16 protein-coding genes are annotated in these 16,066 nt (G+C 73.5%); 8 read left to right on the top strand and 8 right to left on the bottom strand.

Going from position 1 to position 16,066, the window contains the following annotated elements; all coding sequences use genetic code 11:
- Positions 1–211 precede the first annotated feature (211 nt).
- The 3 genes from OO63_RS10715 to OO63_RS10730 all read right to left on the bottom strand — a co-directional run bounded on the left by OO63_RS10715 (position 212) and on the right by OO63_RS10730 (position 3,761).
- On the bottom strand, positions 212–2,053 hold the full coding sequence (locus OO63_RS10715; RefSeq protein ID WP_030359611.1) for a S9 family peptidase: 1,842 nt from the start codon (positions 2,051–2,053) through the stop codon (positions 212–214).
- A gap of 160 nt (positions 2,054–2,213) precedes the next feature.
- Entirely contained in the window at positions 2,214–2,756 is a 543-nt protein-coding gene (locus OO63_RS10725; RefSeq protein WP_051810737.1) for a hypothetical protein, read from the bottom strand.
- 285 nt (positions 2,757–3,041) lie between these two features.
- Entirely contained in the window at positions 3,042–3,761 is a 720-nt protein-coding gene (locus OO63_RS10730; RefSeq protein ID WP_030359613.1) for a DJ-1/PfpI family protein, read from the bottom strand.
- A gap of 229 nt (positions 3,762–3,990) precedes the next feature.
- Between OO63_RS10730 and OO63_RS10735 the strand changes: the two genes are divergently transcribed.
- Complete coding sequence (locus OO63_RS10735) at positions 3,991–5,787, top strand: sensor histidine kinase (protein ID WP_031192649.1); 1,797 nt, start codon at positions 3,991–3,993, stop codon at positions 5,785–5,787.
- Between the two features lie 100 nt (positions 5,788–5,887).
- Here OO63_RS10735 and OO63_RS10740 read toward each other — a convergent pair whose 3' ends face one another.
- The gene (locus tag OO63_RS10740) at positions 5,888–6,298 is read right to left on the bottom strand and encodes a RidA family protein (RefSeq protein ID WP_030359615.1); all 411 of its coding nucleotides are present in this window, start codon (positions 6,296–6,298) and stop codon (positions 5,888–5,890) included.
- A gap of 356 nt (positions 6,299–6,654) precedes the next feature.
- Entirely contained in the window at positions 6,655–7,434 is a 780-nt protein-coding gene (locus OO63_RS10745; protein ID WP_234311244.1) for a response regulator, read from the bottom strand.
- Positions 7,435–8,041: 607 nt separating this feature from the next.
- Between OO63_RS10745 and OO63_RS46710 the strand changes: the two genes are divergently transcribed.
- A complete protein-coding gene (locus OO63_RS46710) occupies positions 8,042–8,566 on the top strand; it encodes a hypothetical protein (protein ID WP_030359617.1) in 525 nt (174 codons plus the stop codon).
- A gap of 19 nt (positions 8,567–8,585) precedes the next feature.
- Here OO63_RS46710 and OO63_RS10755 read toward each other — a convergent pair whose 3' ends face one another.
- On the bottom strand, positions 8,586–8,795 hold the full coding sequence (locus OO63_RS10755; protein ID WP_030359618.1) for a DUF4287 domain-containing protein: 210 nt from the start codon (positions 8,793–8,795) through the stop codon (positions 8,586–8,588).
- A gap of 139 nt (positions 8,796–8,934) precedes the next feature.
- Between OO63_RS10755 and OO63_RS10760 the strand changes: the two genes are divergently transcribed.
- The 4 genes from OO63_RS10760 (at position 8,935) to OO63_RS10775 (ending at position 12,126) form a co-directional block, all read left to right on the top strand.
- Entirely contained in the window at positions 8,935–9,351 is a 417-nt protein-coding gene (locus tag OO63_RS10760) for an SRPBCC domain-containing protein (RefSeq protein WP_030359619.1), read from the top strand.
- A 56-nt stretch (positions 9,352–9,407) separates the two neighbouring features.
- The gene (locus OO63_RS10765; RefSeq protein ID WP_030359620.1) at positions 9,408–9,782 is read left to right on the top strand and encodes an ArsR/SmtB family transcription factor; all 375 of its coding nucleotides are present in this window, start codon (positions 9,408–9,410) and stop codon (positions 9,780–9,782) included.
- Between the two features lie 421 nt (positions 9,783–10,203).
- The gene (locus OO63_RS10770; protein WP_051810739.1) at positions 10,204–11,328 is read left to right on the top strand and encodes a TlpA disulfide reductase family protein; all 1,125 of its coding nucleotides are present in this window, start codon (positions 10,204–10,206) and stop codon (positions 11,326–11,328) included.
- Positions 11,329–11,496: 168 nt separating this feature from the next.
- A complete protein-coding gene (locus tag OO63_RS10775; protein ID WP_051810740.1) occupies positions 11,497–12,126 on the top strand; it encodes a TetR/AcrR family transcriptional regulator in 630 nt (209 codons plus the stop codon).
- Between the two features lie 113 nt (positions 12,127–12,239).
- Here OO63_RS10775 and OO63_RS10780 read toward each other — a convergent pair whose 3' ends face one another.
- Positions 12,240–12,647 carry a hypothetical protein gene (locus tag OO63_RS10780; protein WP_157853979.1) on the bottom strand — a complete coding sequence of 136 codons (408 nt, stop codon included), beginning with the start codon at positions 12,645–12,647 and terminating at the stop codon, positions 12,240–12,242.
- Positions 12,648–13,029: 382 nt separating this feature from the next.
- Positions 13,030–13,479: a DoxX family membrane protein gene (locus OO63_RS10785; protein ID WP_030359624.1), complete on the bottom strand. Its 450-nt coding sequence runs from the start codon at positions 13,477–13,479 to the stop codon at positions 13,030–13,032.
- A 241-nt stretch (positions 13,480–13,720) separates the two neighbouring features.
- On the opposite strand from OO63_RS10785, the gene OO63_RS10790 reads away from it, so the two are divergent.
- A complete protein-coding gene (locus OO63_RS10790; RefSeq protein ID WP_030359625.1) occupies positions 13,721–14,959 on the top strand; it encodes an amidohydrolase family protein in 1,239 nt (412 codons plus the stop codon).
- A gap of 164 nt (positions 14,960–15,123) precedes the next feature.
- Positions 15,124–16,023 carry an FkbM family methyltransferase gene (locus tag OO63_RS10795; RefSeq protein ID WP_033264025.1) on the top strand — a complete coding sequence of 300 codons (900 nt, stop codon included), beginning with the start codon at positions 15,124–15,126 and terminating at the stop codon, positions 16,021–16,023.
- The last annotated feature ends 43 nt before the right edge of the window (positions 16,024–16,066 follow it).

Raw genomic sequence — 16,066 nt, forward strand, 5'->3', positions numbered from 1 at the left:
CCGGCCCGGCGCCCCTTCAGCCCGGGCAGGGCTGAAGGTGCGGGGCAGTCGGCAAAGCCAGTCCGAGCTCGGGCGGGCGGGTGGGAGAAAGCCCGTCCGGCGTTTGAGGACGAGGCGCGAAGCGCCGATGAAGCGGGGGGGGCCGGGGGCGGAGCCCCCGGGGTCGGGGAGGGGTGGGGTTGGGGAGCCCCCGGCAGGGACGGTGCCCCCACTACCCCAGATGCCGCCCCGCGAAGTCCAGCTCAAGGGCCACCTGCTTGATCCGCTCGTCCACGACCAGTGACCCGTGGCCGGCGTCGTAGCGATAGACCTCGTGGACGGCCCCGCGGGCGGCGAGGCGGTCGACGTAGTTCTCGACCTGTCGGATCGGGCAGCGGGGGTCGTTCACCCCGGCGGAGATGTAGACGGGCACCTTGACGGAGTCGACGTAGGTGAGGGGGGAGGAGGCGGAGAAGCGGTCGGGGACCTCTTCGGGGGTGCCGCCGAAGAAGGTGCGGTCGATGGCCTTCAGGGCCTCCATCTCGTCGTGGTAGGCGGTCACGTAGTCGGCGACGGGCACGGCGGCGAGCCCGAGGGCCCACGCGTCGGGCTGCGTACCGAGCCCGAGGAGGGTGAGATAGCCGCCCCAGGAGCCGCCGGAGAGGACGAGGCGGTCGGGGTCGGCGAGCCCGGACGCGACGGCCCACTCGCGGACGGCGGCGATGTCCTCCAGCTCGATGAGGCCGACGCGGTGCTTGAGGGCGTCGGTCCACTCGCGGCCGTACCCGGTGGAGCCGCGGTAGTTGACGCGGACGACCGCGTACCCGTGGTCGACCCAGGCGGCGGGCCCGGCGGCGAAGGAGTCGCTGTCGTGCCAGGTGGGCCCGCCGTGGACCTCGAAGACGGTGGGCAGCGGCCCGCTCGCGCCCGCGGGCTTCTGGACGAGGGCGTGGATGCGGCCGCCGGGCCCGTCCACCCACACGTCCTCGACGGGCACGGACCGCGGCGCCTTCATGCCGGGCGGGTCCAGGACGACCTTGCCGGAGGTGGAGCGCAGGACGGGCGGCTCGGCGGCGGACGACCACATGTACTCGACGGTGCCGTCGGGGCGGGCGGTGGCGCCGGAGACGGAGCCGCGGGGGGTCTCGACCCGGGTCAGCTCGCGGTCGGCGAGGTCGTACCGCCAGAGGTCGCCGCGGGCCTCGAAGCCGTGCCCGACGAGCAGCGCGGAGCCGTCCGGATACCACTCGGCGGAGACGTCGCCGGGCAGGTCGAGGGCGAGGTCGGTCTGCTCGCCCGTGGCCACGTCCCACACCATTGGCTCCCAGCGGCCGCGGCGCTGGTGGCCCACCAGGAGGCGGGTGTCGCCGTCCACCGGGGCGAAGCCGAGGACCTCAAGGCCAAGCTCGACCGTGCCGCCCTCGCTGTCGTCGAGCTCGGCGACGGTCGAGCCGTCGGTGCGCACGACGCGCAGCGCGGGGTGCATCGCGTCGCCGTGCTCCGTGTGCTCGATGGCGATGAGGGTGCCGTCGTGGGAGAGGTCGCCGAGGCCCGCGGACTCGCGGTGGCGGTAGATCTCGGCGGGCGTCTCGCCGGGGGCGGCGTCGGCGCGGACGACGTGGATCGTGGTGCCGACCTCGTCCGTGGACCGGCCCACGACGACCGTGCGCCCGTCGCGGCCGATGGCGAGGCCCGCCGGATACGACGGCTCCAGGCCAGGCACCGCGGGCTCGTCCGTGCCGCCGCCGTCGAACGGCTGGCGCATCCAGACGCCGAACTCGTCGCCGTCCTTGTCGTTGAACCACCAGATCCAGCGGCCGTCCGGCGCGAGCAGGCCGTCCGTCGTGCCGTTCGGACGGTCGGTGACCTGGCGCTGCTCGCCCGTGGCGCGGTCCCACGCGTACAGCTCGTACGTCCCTGTGGCGTTCGACACGAACAGGCAGTGGTCGGGGGCGTCCTCGGCCCAGTCCGGCAGGGAGACGCGGGGCGCGCGGAAGCGCTTCTCCCAGTCGGGCGTCGACCCCGTCCTGGACGACGTGGCCCCCGACGCCTCCGTCCCCGACGACGTGGTCACGGACGACGTCGTGCCCTCGCCCTCACCCGGCCCTGCGTTCGGCTGCGTACCCGCGTTCGGCTGCGTACCCGTGTCACTCATGGCCCCATAGTGCCTGGCCGGAGCGCCCGCCCGCTCGCGAGGGCCCCCAGCCTGTGGATAACTTTCCGGACGGGCCCGCTCAGCCCGGTCCCACCCGCAGCCACGCCTCCCGCTGCGGCGGCCCGAACTCGCCCAGCTTGGTGTACGACCAGGCGCGGAGCACCTCGTGGGCGACCCCGTCCCCGGGCGGCACCGCGGCGACGACGACGTCGGTCATGTGCCGGGACAGCAGGAGGTCCCGCAGTCGGGTGGCCACGCCCTCCAGACGGTAGTCCGGCAGGACCATCAGCTCCGTGAGCACGAAGAGGCGGCCCACCGCGGCGCGCCCGGCCACGTCCGCGGGCAGGACGTCCCGCAGGGACTCCAGGAGCGCGCTGCCCCGGGTGCCCCGGAACCCGTACAGACAACCGGCGAGCACCGCACCGGAGTCGGCCGTCACCATGTCGAAGTCGGGCTCCTGGACGTGCCGTTCGAACCGCTCAAGGAACGCCTTCCGGTCGGCGCCGCCGGGCTCGCCGGTCCCGCCCGGCGGCCCGTAGCACTCCACGTACACGTTCGCGATCGACTCGCGCTGCTGCTCCGCCTGCCACCGAGTCAGCCGTCGCAAGAACACCTCAGTCATCCACGCCTCCCACCCCGTGCCCCGCGACCCCGAGCCGCCCCGCCCCGCGCGCCGCACCTGGACTCCGCATGGTGACACCACAGGACCGCTCGCGGAACTACGCGCGAACGACGAGCTGCGGGGAGTTCGCGCCGAGTTCGCGCCCGGGCGCGCGCTGTGGCTCGTACGCCGTGGCCCTCGACGCGGCCGGATCGGTACGCGGGTCGGCGCCCGGGTCGGTACGCGAGGCAGCGCCCCGGTCAGCGCCCGGATCGGTACGCGGGTCGGCGCCGACAGCCCCCCGCCTCACGTCCGCAGCACCGTCCCCCTCCGCTCGAACTCCATCAGCGCCTCCACCTGCCCGGCGGGCGCCGTCCCGAGCGCCCGCTCCAGGAGCCACAGCGAACCGTCGATCCCGGAGCTGACCCCGCCCGCGCAGACCAGGTTCCCGTCGTCGACGACGCGTGCGTCGCGGACGTCGGCGCCCCGCTCGCGCAGGTAGTCCTTCGCGCGGTGGTGCGTGGTGCAGGCGCGGTCGCCGATGACGCCGGCCGCGTGCAGCACGATCACGCCGGTGCAGACGCCGAGCAGGGTGAGGTCGGGACGGACGGCGTCCCGGAGCGCGCGGGTCAGGCGGCCCTTCTTGATCTCGGCCCAGATGCCGGCGCCGTCCCGCTGCGCGAAGCCGCCGCCGGGCACGACGATCACGTCGGCCGCGTCCGGGTCCCAGGCGCCGACGTCCGTCACGCGCGTACCGAAGCGGCCGGTGAAGCCGCCCGGGCCGCCGCTCGTGACCAGTTCCGTCTCGACCCGCTGCCCGACGGAGCGCGCGGCGCCGAAAACCTCCAGGGGACCGGCGAAGTCCAGCTCCTCGACGCCGTCGAAGACGACGATGTGCACGCGCAGCGGACCCGGCCCGCGCCCCTCGTCCCGCCGCTGGCGCGCCGCAGCGCTTCCCACGCTCCCCGCCGTCGCCCCCGCCGCCCCCACGGCGGCCGTCGACCTCAGCAGACCCCTGCGGTCCATCCCGGCCCTCCTCGCTCCCACGGCCATCGCCGCCGTCCTCGCTCTTGTCCAACTCCCGTACGGGTATGGACAGTTGGTCGTGCGGTACGCGGATGGGGTTCCCGTCGTCCGGAAGATTCCGGTGCGGGAGCCAAGCATGTGAAGAACCTCCACGCAGCGCCACGCACCGGCTACGGTGAGCGTCTGGACGCGGGGCGGTGAGCGCACGTCTGCTCGGGCGGAGGGGCTGATGGGCCAACAGCGAGCGGACGCCGGCCAGTTGACGCGGCTGCGCCTCGACGAACTGCTTGAGGAGCTGGCCGCGCGGATCAGCGCCGTCCGCGGCACCCGGGACCGCCTGCACAGCCTCCTGGAGGCGGTGCTCTCGGTCGGCAGGGAACTGGACCTGGCCCAGGTGCTCAGACGCATCGTGGAGACGGCGGTCGCCCTCGTCGACGCCGAGTACGGAGCGCTCGGCGTGATCGGCCGGGGCCGCATGCTGGACGAGTTCCTGCCCGTCGGCATCAGCGAGGAACTGCGCACCGAGATCGGCGACCTGCCCTCCGGGCACGGCCTGCTCGGCGAGCTGATCCGCAACCCGCAGCCGCTGCGCCTCGCGGATCTTTCCGACCACCCCGCGTCGTCCGGCTTCCCGCCGCACCACCCGCCGATGCACTCGTTCCTCGGCGTCCCCATCCGCGTACGGGACACGGTCTTCGGCAACATCTACCTGACCGGCAAGCACGGCGGCGCGGAGTTCGACGCCGAGGACGAGTCGGTGCTCTCCACCCTCGCGGTCGCGGCCGGGGTGGCCGTGGAGAACGCCCGCCTGTACGAGGAGGCGCGGCTGCGCGAGCGCTGGCTGCAGGCGAGCGCGGAGGTCACCAGCGCGGTGCTCTCGGGCGCGCCGGAGGCACAGGTCCTTGAGCTGATGGTGGAGCGGGCCCGGGAGATCACGTCCGCCGACCTCGGCGTGATCGAACTCGTGCGGGGCGAGGGCGAGTTGCGGGTCGAGATCGCCCTCGGTCTGGGCGCCGAGGCGCACCGCGGCGCCACCCTGCCGCGCGAGGGCTCGTTCGCGGGGGCCGCGCTGGACGCCCAGGCCCTGGTGTCCGCGTCGGATGTGCGCAAGGACGCGCGGGTGACGTTCAAGGCCGACCGCTGGGAGGGGCTCGGCGCCGCCGTCGCCGTACCGATGAGCACGCGCGACGACGTGCGCGGAGTCCTGCTGCTCGCCCGCAGCAGCGGCCGCCCCGGCTTCTCGGAGGCCGAGACCACCCCCCTGATCGGCTTCGCGGGCCAGGCCGCGCTCGCCCTGGAACTCGCCGACCGGCGCCGCGACGCCGAGCAGATGAGCCTCCTCGAGGACCGCGACCGCATCGCCCGCGACCTGCACGACCTGGCGATCCAGCGGCTGTTCGCGACCGGCATGACGCTGCAGAGCGTGCAGCGGTTCGTGGAGCACCCGGGCGCCGCCGAGCGGCTGCACAGGGCCGTCGACGACCTCGACGCCACCATCAAGATCATCCGCTCCACCATCTTCGGCCTGCGCGACCACGAGGCGCCCGGCGGCGCGGCCGGTCTGCGCGTCCGCGCGGTCCGCGCGATCGAGGACGCGGCCGCCGCCCTCGGCTTCACGCCCGCCCTGCGGATGGAGGGCCTGGTCGACACGGACGTCCCCCGCGCGGTCGCCGACGACGTGGTCGCCGTCCTCAACGAAGCCCTCTCCAACGTCGCCCGGCATGCCCGCGCCCGCCGGGCCGAGGTCTCTCTGGTCGTACGCAAAGGGGTGCTCGAACTGGCGGTCGTGGACGACGGGGTGGGGATCGAGGCGGGGGTGGGGGAGGCCGCCGGGGCCGGGTCCGGGTCCGGGGCTGGGGACGGGGACGGGGCTGAGGCCGGGGCCGAGCAGGGCGCGGGGCTGCGGAACCTCGCCGAGCGGGCCGAGCGGCTCGGGGGCGAGCTGGTGGTGCGGGCGGGGGAGCGGAGGGGGACGCGGTTGGAGTGGCGGGTGCCGGTGCCGGTGGCGGTGTCGGGGGCGAGGTAGGGCCCCGGTCCCTGTGGGTCTGGGGCCTGTGGGTCCGGCTTCCGGCGGGCCCGGGCCCGCCGCCGCCCGCACAGGCCGCGTCACCCCTGGACGGTCGCCCTCAGCGCACGAGACCGATCGCCTCGATCTCGATCATCCACTCCGGGTCGGCGAGCGAGGACACCTCCACGAACGACTCCGCGAGGTGCGGCTTGTCGGGGAAGTGCTCGGCGCGCAGCTCGGCGAAGACGTCCTGCCGGGCTATGTCGGTGACGAACACGGTGGCCTTGACCACGTCGGCGAGGCTGGAGCCCGCGTTCGTGAGGACGGTCGACAGGTTCGCGAGCGCCTGCCGGGCCTGCGCCTCGAAGTCCCCGGCGCCGACGGTGGCGCCCTGGGCGTCGATCGGGGCCTGGCCGGAGGTGAAGACCAGGTTGCCGACGCGGACGCCGAGCGAGATGCCCGCGGACTCGTACCAGTCGGGATCCGCGGTGACGCGCACGCGCTCGGCGGGGGGCTGGGCAGTGGACATCCTGATGACGCTCCTTGGGGGCGGTGGAGTGGTTCATGCAGGACAGCGATGGGGTGCCTTGATCCATTCCCGGGGGGAGGCTCGCGGGTGCGGGGGTCCTCGCGGGGGCGCCCCAGTCCCACCCCTTCCCGTAACTGGGGCTCCGCCCCAGACCCCGCTCCTCAAACGCCGGAGGGGCTAGATATCTCGCCGCTGCGGCAAGGTTCCAGCCCGCCCCGGGGAAGTTTCTAGCCCGTCATGGGGGTCCCCCCTGCTCCTTAAGAGCTTGGGGGAGATTGAGGACGAGGCGCGGAGCGCCGATGAGCGGGGGCCAGGGGGCGCAGCCCCCGTTCGGAAAGGGGCGGGACGGGGGGAGCTCAGCGGGCGGGCCGCCCCCGCGACGACGGCGCCCCCGGCCCCGCCCCGGGCCGCTCACCCAGCGGAGCGACCTGCGCCGCGATGACAGCAGCCTGCACCCGCCGTTCGACGCCCAGCTTGGCCAGCATCCGGGAGATGTGGTTCTTCACGGTCTTCTCGGACAGATACAGCTTCCCGCCGATCTGGCGATTGGTGAGTCCCTCCCCGATGAGCGCGAGGATGGCACGCTCGCGCTCGTTGAGGACGGAGAGCCGGGCGTCCTCGGGCGGCAGTTCGCTCTCCGGGCCGCGCAGCGACCGCATCAGCCGGGCGGTCGTGGCCGGGTCGAGCAACGACTGCCCGGACGCGACGGTCCGCACCGCCGTCACCAGGTCGGATCCCTTGATCTGTTTGAGTACGTAGCCCGCGGCGCCGGCCATGATGGCGTCGAGCAGCGCGTCCTCGTCGTCGAACGAGGTGAGCATCAGACACGCCAACCCCGGCATGAGCGCGCGCAGTTCACGGCAGACGGTGATGCCGTTCCCGTCGGGCAGGCGGACGTCGAGGACGGCGACGTCGGGCCGCAGCGCGGGTCCCCTGGCCAGCGCCTGCTCCCCGCTCGCGGCCTCGCCGACCACCTCGATGCCGGGCTCGCCGCCGAGCAGGTCGCGCAGGCCGCGCCGGACGACTTCGTGGTCGTCGAGGAGGAAGACACGGATGGGGCGTGGCGGGGTGCCGGGTTCGGCGGGGTCGCCGGGGTCGGTGGGGGCAGGGTCCGGTGCTGCGGCAGTGCTGTCCATGTCTACCCCTTGGTCGGCCCGGGCGTGTCCATCGGTCTGCCGGTCGGCGGCTCTGCCACGCGGAGGGGGCGCCGGTGTCCGTGTCCGTGCCCGTACGGCAGGGCATTCATGTCCGTACGGGGGCGGTGAACCGTGCCCCTTCGAGGGTGACGGTAAGGGCTTGCTCCCTGCCAGGGGCCGAACGGCCCGGCAGGGCCCGGACGCAGGGGCCGAGCGGCCCCGTACGAGGGCCACTCGGCCCTCGCGCAACGCGCCCCGCACCGGGCATTGTTGAGTCCGGAACAACCCTCGACACGGGATTCCGGTGCCGCAGCGGAGCCGCACTCCGCCGCACCGGGTCCGTTCCGGTGCGGCATGGCTGAGTACATGTCCAGCGACCACCGCACCCGCCTGCGCGGCCGCAGGGGAGCGGCCGCGCAGGCGCATCGAGCGCCCGCGCGCCCGCGCGCCCGCGCGCCGAAGCGGTACGCATGCCGCGACTCGGGACATTCCATGCCCTGGTAGATTCCCAGCCACCCACCGATATTCGGACAACAGCCCGGAATCGGAACGCATACGCGGGACACACAGGCGGTGGGATCCAGGCAGGGCGAGCAAGCGGGGGAACATGTCCACGGATCCGATGGACGGCCACAGCGTCATCTCACTCATGGGCATCGTGTTCGTGGCGGCGGTGCTGGCCGTGGGCCTGACGGCGTACGCGACGATCACGCTGGTACGCATGGCCACGGGCCGCACGCACACGACGAGCGCGAACCCCGCGCGGGCCCGGACTCCCCGTACCCCCCACGCCCTGCGCGCCACGGCGTCCCTGGCCGGCGCGGGCGCCCTGGCCGTCTACGCCTGGGGCGCCCTGAGCCTGCTCGCCTTCGACGACACGGAGCGGGGCGCGGCCTGCGTCCGGGCGGAGGACCCGGCCGACGTGACGACGATCGACCGCTACAGCGCGACGTACGTCCCGCTGCGCTTCGGCTGCCACGCGGCGGACGGCACGACGTACTCGGTGGGTGTGCCCGAGTACGTCAATCCGGCGGCGCTGACGCTGACGATCGCGGCGGCGGTGCTCGCGGGGGCGGCGGCCGTGCTCGGGCGGCGCACGTCGGCGCGCGCCGCGGAGCGCGTGGCGGCCTGACGTCCGGACCGCCCCGGCGTCACTTCCCCCCGGCCAGGGTGTGGGCCACCAGCGCGTTGGCGTGCCCGTGCCCGAGCCCGTGCTCGGCCTTGAGCCACTTCACGAGCTCCATGTGCTTGCTCAGCTCGGACCCCCGGATGAGCTCCACCCACTCGGCGACGGGCCGCCCGTACTTCGCCTCGATCGAAGGAAAGTAGCTGGCGGGCCCCTTCACAGCGGCAGCAGACATCTCGACGCCCTCCCCAGGCCTCGTGCGTGCTCGTTCGCACGCTCGTTGGTTCTTTCACCCATAGGGACCGCCGCTGCCCTCAGGGCTCATCGCCACCCTGAGGTGATCCACATCACGGCGGGCGGCGGATCCCGACGCCCTGATCGCCGCCTCCCTGGACCGGGTCTGGTCCCTGGTGACCGAGCCCGGGTTCTGGGTGGCCGACAAGGCGAGCCTCGCGGGGACCACGGCCCGGGAGGGCGAGTCGACGCTGGCGAGGAATCCGGAGTACGGGGACTACCCGGTGCGGGTGGAGAAGGTCGAGCCGCAGACGTATGTGGCGTACCGCTGGGCCAGCGCGTTCCCGGGCGAGGAACTGCGGGCCGACAACAGCACCCTCGTGGAGTTCACGCTGACCCCGGAGGGCGACAAGACGCGGCTGCGCGTCGTGGAGAGCGGCTTCGCGGCCCTCGCCGGGTCCGAGGAACTGCGCGCCCAGGCGGTACGGGACAACACCGGCGGCTGGCCCCAGGAGCTCGACGCGCTCAAGCAGCGGGCCGAGCAGCCGACCGCGTGACCGAACGGGACCCGGCCGCCGACGAATCCGTGGACGGGAGCGCCGGGGGCGAAACCGTGGACGGGGGCGGGGGCGGGGGCGAAACCGTGGACGGTGTCCTCGCCGCGCTGGCCGACCCGACCCGGCGGCGCCTCCTCGACCAGCTCGCCGCGCGGGGCGAGGCCACCGCGACGAAGCTCGCGGACCAACTCCCCGTCTCCCGCCAGGCGGTGGTCAAGCACCTCGCGGTCCTGGACGCCGCCGGTCTGGTCTCCGGCAACCGGGTCGGACGCGAGATGCGGTACGCGGTACGGCCCGCGGCGCTGGACGTCACGGCCCGCTGGATGGCCGCGCTCGCGGCCGACTGGGACCGGCGCCTCGCGGACATCAAGCGCATCGCGGAGGCGGCGGAGCGGGACGCTCGCCAGAGGCGGCGGAACGAGGCGCGCTAGGGCCTGTCCGCTGGGTCGGCCGGTGCGGAGGTGGCTGCCCCGGCTGCGGGTGCGTGGCCGGTGGCCGCGACCGTGGGCCCTGCCACCGCCATCCCGGCTGTGGTGGCGAGGGCGGCGCCGCCATTGCACGCTTGATCGCGTCTGTACTCCTGTTCAGATACGGGGAGTTGGGCGAGGGGGCCCACACGAGGAAGCCCGCCAAGGGCGCGGGTGCGGATCCCTCACGAGAGCTGGGGGCGGAACCCCCGAGAGTTGTTGGGCTGTTTCCAGCCGCATGAGCCGAACGAATGCGCCACAAGTCGCTCGGTGTCGTTCATCCGGCCCATTGGGGGTGACGGGGGTGCCGGATTACCGTTGTCCTGCAGCGACAACGCTGTTACGTTTTAAAAACGGTGTTACTGCATTCGATGGAGGAGGCACCATGCCCGGCCCTTCGGTCCCGTTCGAGCGGGGCACCGTTCGTCTCACGGTCCTCGACGACCACGTCGAGAGCCGCGTCGAGGCCGAGGTCCGCCCCGCCGTCGACGGCGCCACCTCGCACGTACGGCTTGCCTTCGCCGACGTCGAGCGCGCCCTGGGCTTCACGCGCAAGCCGCAGGGCTGGTGCCGGGGCGACCTCTGTGTCCCGGCAGCGGTCGTCGCCGCGCTCGAGGAGGCGGGGGCGACCGCGGGCGCCGGGACGCTGGACGTCACCGCTTTCGCCGCTCTCCTGAACCGTCCGGTCGCGATGGAACTGGATCGCGGCGCGGGCTCGGGCGTCGTCGCCTTCGGCGTCTCAGCCGACGACCGGGCCGCGACGCTGACCGGCGGCACCGCCCCCGACTTCGCGCTGCCCGACGCCCACGGCACCGAGCACCGGCTCAGCGAACTGCGCGGCCGAAAGGTGGCGTTGGTCTTCTGGGCCTCCTGGTGCGGCTGCCGCTACGACCTCCCCGAGTGGGAGCGCCAGCACGCCGCGCTCGCGGGTGAGGGCTTCTCGGTGCTCAGCGTCGCAGTGGACCGCAGGACCGAGGACGCGGCGCCCTGGATCGCCGAGGCCGCGCCGACGCACCCGGCGCTGATCGACGTCGACGGTCGCGTGGCGGACCAGTACCAGCTCCTCAACGTTCCCACCGTGGTGTGGATCGACGAGGAGGGCCGCATCGCGCGCCCGAACGACACCCAGTTCGCGACCGACCTGTTCCGCTCCATGAGCGGCCTGGACTCCGCGAAGGCGCTGGACGCGCTGCGCCGTTGGGTGCGGACCGGCGACACGGGCCTGGGCGGTAGCGCGGTCGCCGAGCTGACCGGGCCGAGCACGCCGGACCGCCAACGTGCCCGTACCGAAGCGGCGTTGGCGCTGTGGCTCCTGCGCGACGGCCACCGAGGCGCCGCGGAAAGGCACTTCGCGACGGCGGCCGAGCTCGCGCCGGAGGACGTGACGACGTGGCGCAGCGCGATGCCGCTCCTCGGGGTGGACCCGATGGGGGAGGAGTACTTCGCCCGGCGGGCCGAGCTGGAGGAGGCGGGCGTGCCGATCTACAGGCCGCTGCCGGACTGGCAGTAGGGGGCGGTTGCCCCGGCTGCGGGGGGGGCGAGGTGCTGCGGGTACGAAGGCCTGAGGATACGCATGCTCGGGGGTACGCATATCCGACGGCGCGGAGGCCGGACGGTCTCCCCTCCAAGCCCTCCAAGAGCCCGCCCCACCCGAACACCCCCGAGAATCGAGCCCTTCATGCCTCCGGTGCCCCCTGCCTCGCCCTCCACCCCCTTCGCCCAAGCTCAAGCCCAGGGCGAGGAAGCCCTCCGCTCCGCCGTACTCGACCTCGCCGCCGGGCTGTTGGCGGACGAGGGACCGTCCGCCCTGAGCATGCGTCGCCTCGCCGCGGCGGCGGGTTGCTCGACGACGGTCCTCTACCGGCTGTTCGGCGCCAAGGGGGGCATCGCCGCGGCGCTGTACCGGGAGGGGTTCACCCGCTTGCACCGCCGCCTCGCCGAGGTGCCGCGGGGCGACGACCCGGCCGCGTACCTGGCCGCCGTGGGTCGTGCCTACCGCGCCAACGCCCTGGCGGAGCCCCACTTCTACAGCGTCATGCACGGTGAGGGCATCCCCGGCTTCGTACCGGACGAGGAGGCGCGTGCCGCGGCTGCGGCGAGTCTGGACGTCCTGCGTGAGGCGGCTCGCGGCTGTGTCGAGGCGGGCGTACTGCGTCCGGACGCGGACGTCGACGAGATCACCGACACGCTGTGGGCGGCGGCCCACGGGGTGATCAGCCTGGAACGCGGGGGCCACTTTCCCGACGGCCGGGGCGAGCAACGCTTCCGCACCCTGACCCGCGCGGCGGTGAACGCGTTCCTGCCCTGACCCGTGCCCCCGGCCCCGGGACCCGGCCGGGCCTCACTCCCGGTCCCGGCCCACGGGTCCGGCGCCAACCCCGGCCTCACTTCCCGTCCCGGCCCAGGCGCCCGGCGCCCCCCTCACAGATGCAGCATCCGCATCAACTCCCCGCTCCGCACCCCCGTCGCCACCCGCGGCGCCTCCTCCCCGGGGCGCACCCACCCGGCCCGCTCCGCCGCGGCGACCGCCGCCGCCTCCGCCACGTCGGCCGCCGCGTTCAGTTCCTGGTTCGCGCCCAGCTCGCCCGCCTTCGAGGCCGCCCCCGCCGACTGCGCCGCCTTCAGAGCCGCTTCGCAGGCGGCCACGGCGAGTTCGCTGTCGCCGTCGTGGATCTGCCCCATGCGGGCGGCCTGCGCGGCGGACGCGGCGGCGTTCCGCGCGCAGCGCGAGTCCGCCGCCGGGTCGGGGTCGGTCTCGGCCAGTACGGCGACGGCCTGCGCGGACACCCGGGCCGCATGGGCCGCCTTCCAGGCGACCCCTTCGTCCACGTCGGCCGCCTCGGAAGCGTCGTCCGCGCCTCCGTCTGCTTCGGAAGTACCGTCCGCGCCTCCGTCTGCTTCGGTAGCACCGTCCGCCTCGCGCCCCCGCTCGATGTACCGGCTCACCGCGGCAGCCCGCGCAGCAGCACTCCGCGCCCGAGCAGCGTGCCCCGCCCGCAGGGCCCGGCCGGCCGCGCCCTCGACCCCGACCCCAGCCTCGGCTCCGGCCGTGACTTCGTCCCCGGTCGCGCCCCCGGCCTCATGCACCACCCCACCCCCAGGCATCCCGCCCGAACCCTCATCCCACCCGGATCCACTCATGCCCCATCTCCTTCCCGACCACGAGGTCCCCTCGGCCGCGCCCTCCCCGACCGCTGCCCCCGGCGCCCCCTCACAAGAACCACCCCACCGCCTCATCCACCGACCACACCTGCCAGCTCATCGCGAGCAGCGCCACCGCCGAGATCAGCGCCATCATCAGGTTCTGACCCTGCTCCGCCCAGTCGTGGATCATGAGGACGAGGTAGATCAGGTTCAGGACGAGGCCGCAGGCCAGCGCTATCGGAGTGAGGAAGCCGGCGATCAGGCCGAGGCCCAGGGCCAGTTCCGCGTACGCGACGACGTAGGCCATCAGCCGTGGGCGCGGCTTCACCACGGTGTCGAAGCCGCGGCGCACGACGGGCCACCGGTGCTTCTCGGCGATGCCGGCCGCCCAGCCGATGCCCCCGCCGGTGAACCAGGTCTTCTTGTCCTTGTGGCGCCAGCTCTCCAGCCACCACAGCCCGAGCCCGATCCGGAGGATCGCGAACCACTCCGCGCCGCTGAGCCAGATCGTCTGCATCGCGTGCCCTTCCCGCCGCCCGGTGTCCGTCCCCGCTCCCGCCCATGTCTGACGATCCGTCAGTTCAGCGGATGCCCGCCGAGACCGCAAGGCCCCGTGCAACCCGAGGCGCCCCCCCCCCAAGGCCCCCGCGCCCGACTCCGCACTGCCGCTTGCCGTGCGGCCCTTCGCGCCATAGCCTCGATCTGATGGGTCGTCAGATTCGGGCCGGTCGATCCGGCGGGCGGTGAGGGGACACAGCGTGAGCGGCAACGAGAGCGGCGCCAGGGACATCCCGAAGGTCATCAGCGTGGACGATCACGTCATCGAGCCCGCGCACCTCTTCGCGACCTGGCTCCCGGCCAAGTACCGCGACCGGGGCCCGCAGCCCTTCACCGCGGGCATCGGCGAACTGGCGTACGTGGGCGGGAAGTACCGCTTCACCACCGACCCGGAGGGCCAGGTCACGGACTGGTGGCGGTACGAGGACGAGATCTTCCCGTACAAGCGCATCATCGCCGCCGTCGGCTTCTCCCGGGACGAGATGACGCTCGACGGGATCACCCGGGAGCAGATGCGCCGGGGCTGCTGGGACCCCAAGGCGCGCCTCGCGGACATGGACATGAACCACGTCGAGGCCTCGCTCTGCTTCCCCACCTTCCCGCGCTTCTGCGGCCAGACCTTCGCCGAGGCCAAGGACAAGGAGGTGGGGCTCGCCTGCGTCCGCGCGTACAACGACTGGATGGTCGAGGAGTGGTGCGGGGACAGCGGGGGGCGGCTGATTCCGTTGTGCCTGATCCCGTTGTGGGACGTCGACCTCGCCGTCGCGGAGATCAGGCGGAACGCCGCCCGTGGCGTGCGCGCCGTGACCTTCAGCGAGATCCCCACCTATCTGGGGCTGCCCTCCATCCACTCCGGCTACTGGGACCCCTTCTTCGCCGCCTGCGAGGAGACCGGGACGGTCGTGAACATGCACATCGGCTCGTCCTCGCAGATGCCCGCCGCGTCCCCGGACGCGCCCCCCGCCGTCCAGGCCTCGCTGTCCTTCAACAACGCGATGGCCTCGATGATGGACTTCCTGTTCTCCGGGGTGCTCGTGAAGTTCCCCCGGCTGAAGCTGGCGTACAGCGAAGGGCAGATGGGGTGGATCCCGTACGCCCTTGAGCGCGCCGACGACGTCTGGGAGGAGCACCGGGCGTGGGGCGGCGTGAAGGACCTGATCCCCGAGCCGCCCTCGACGTACTACTACCGGCAGATCTTCTGCTGCTTCTTCCGCGACAAGCACGGCATCGAGGCGATCGACACCGTCGGGGTGGACAACGCCACCTTCGAGACCGACTACCCCCACGTCGACTCCACCTGGCCGCACACCAAGCAGGTCGCGACCGACCACGTGGGTCACCTGCCGGAGGACGTGGCCTACAAGCTGCTGCGCGGCAACGCGATTCGTATGCTGGAGCTGCCGTTTGACCAAGACCGGACGGCCGCGGCCACGGCCTGACGCCACGGTCCGCGCCGTACCGTGCGGAGAGGCAGGCGGACCGGATGTCGCGTCCAAGTTCGGAGGGGTGCCCCACGGCGGAGGGCCGTCCCGCCTCGGAGGGCCGTCCCGTCTCGGAGGGCCGTCCTGCCTCGGAGGCCCTGACCACGCTCGCGCGGGCGTACGTGCGCCGGGCGCCCGGTGACTTCGGCAAGGCGGCGCTGGCCTCCCGGTACCTCAACGCCCGCCTGCGCGAGCATCCCCGACGCCGGGTGGTGGACGTCGACTTCGGGGCGCGCGGGGCGGAGGGCGCGCCGGAGGCGCGGTTCGCCGTCGACACCCAGGACCTCATCCAGCGCTACCTCTATCTGTTCGGCGCGTGGGAGCCCCACATGACGCGGTGGCTGCGCGGCCGGCTCCGCCCCGGGGACACGTTCGTCGACGTCGGCGCCAACATCGGCTACTACGGCGTGCTCGCCTCGCGGCTCGTCGGGCCGACCGGGCGGGTGGTGACGGTCGAGGCCTCGCCCGTGTTCCACGAGCGGCTGCTGCGGCAGGTGCGGCTCAACGGCTGCGGGAACGTCCGCGCGCTCAACGCCGCCGTGTCCGACCGGGCGCGGACGCTGACATTCGTCCTGGCCAGCTCGCACAACATGGGGGCGAACAGCATCGTCCCCTACGACGGGCCCGCGGAGTCCACGTTCGACATCGAGGCCCGGCCGCTGCCGGAGCTGCTCGACGACGAGGAGATCGCCACCGCCCGCGTCGTCAAGGTCGACGTCGAGGGCGCCGAGGGCGGCGTCGTCCGGGGCCTGGCCCCGATGCTCGACCGGCTGCGCCCCGACGCCGAGGTGACCGTGGAGGTGACCCCGGACCGCATGCGCCAACTCGGTGATTCCGTCGATGAGTTGATGAGGACCATGAGCGATCACGGGTTTCACGCCTATCGGATCGCGAACGAGTACGCCGTCGGGACCTACCCGGCGGCCCTGCGCGGCCCGGCCGTCGCTCCGGTACGGCTGCGGGGGTCCGTGGCCGAGGAGAGCGACCTGATCTTCTCGCGGGTCGACGCGGAGACGTTGTAGGCGGAGGCGTCGTGGGCGTCGGCGTCGTAGACCTCGGCGTTGG

The organism is Streptomyces alboflavus (assembly GCF_000716675.1).
GTDB classification, from domain to species: Bacteria; Actinomycetota; Actinomycetes; order Streptomycetales; family Streptomycetaceae; genus Streptomyces; species Streptomyces alboflavus.

Bases quoted from the DNA above. Each gene is read 5' to 3' on its own strand.
- OO63_RS10735 (WP_031192649.1), top strand. From the start codon at position 3,991: ATGGGCCAACAGCGAGCGGACGCCGGCCAGTTGACGCGGCTGCGCCTC.
- OO63_RS10770 (WP_051810739.1), top strand. From the start codon at position 10,204: ATGCCCGGCCCTTCGGTCCCGTTCGAGCGGGGCACCGTTCGTCTCACG.
- OO63_RS10755 (WP_030359618.1), bottom strand. From the start codon at position 8,795: ATGTCTGCTGCCGCTGTGAAGGGGCCCGCCAGCTACTTTCCTTCGATC.
- OO63_RS10740 (WP_030359615.1), bottom strand. From the start codon at position 6,298: ATGTCCACTGCCCAGCCCCCCGCCGAGCGCGTGCGCGTCACCGCGGAT.
- OO63_RS10730 (WP_030359613.1), bottom strand. From the start codon at position 3,761: ATGGACCGCAGGGGTCTGCTGAGGTCGACGGCCGCCGTGGGGGCGGCG.
- OO63_RS10725 (WP_051810737.1), bottom strand. From the start codon at position 2,756: ATGACTGAGGTGTTCTTGCGACGGCTGACTCGGTGGCAGGCGGAGCAG.
- OO63_RS10775 (WP_051810740.1), top strand. From the start codon at position 11,497: ATGCCTCCGGTGCCCCCTGCCTCGCCCTCCACCCCCTTCGCCCAAGCT.
- OO63_RS46710 (WP_030359617.1), top strand. From the start codon at position 8,042: ATGTCCACGGATCCGATGGACGGCCACAGCGTCATCTCACTCATGGGC.
- OO63_RS10745 (WP_234311244.1), bottom strand. From the start codon at position 7,434: ATGGACAGCACTGCCGCAGCACCGGACCCTGCCCCCACCGACCCCGGC.
- OO63_RS10785 (WP_030359624.1), bottom strand. From the start codon at position 13,479: ATGCAGACGATCTGGCTCAGCGGCGCGGAGTGGTTCGCGATCCTCCGG.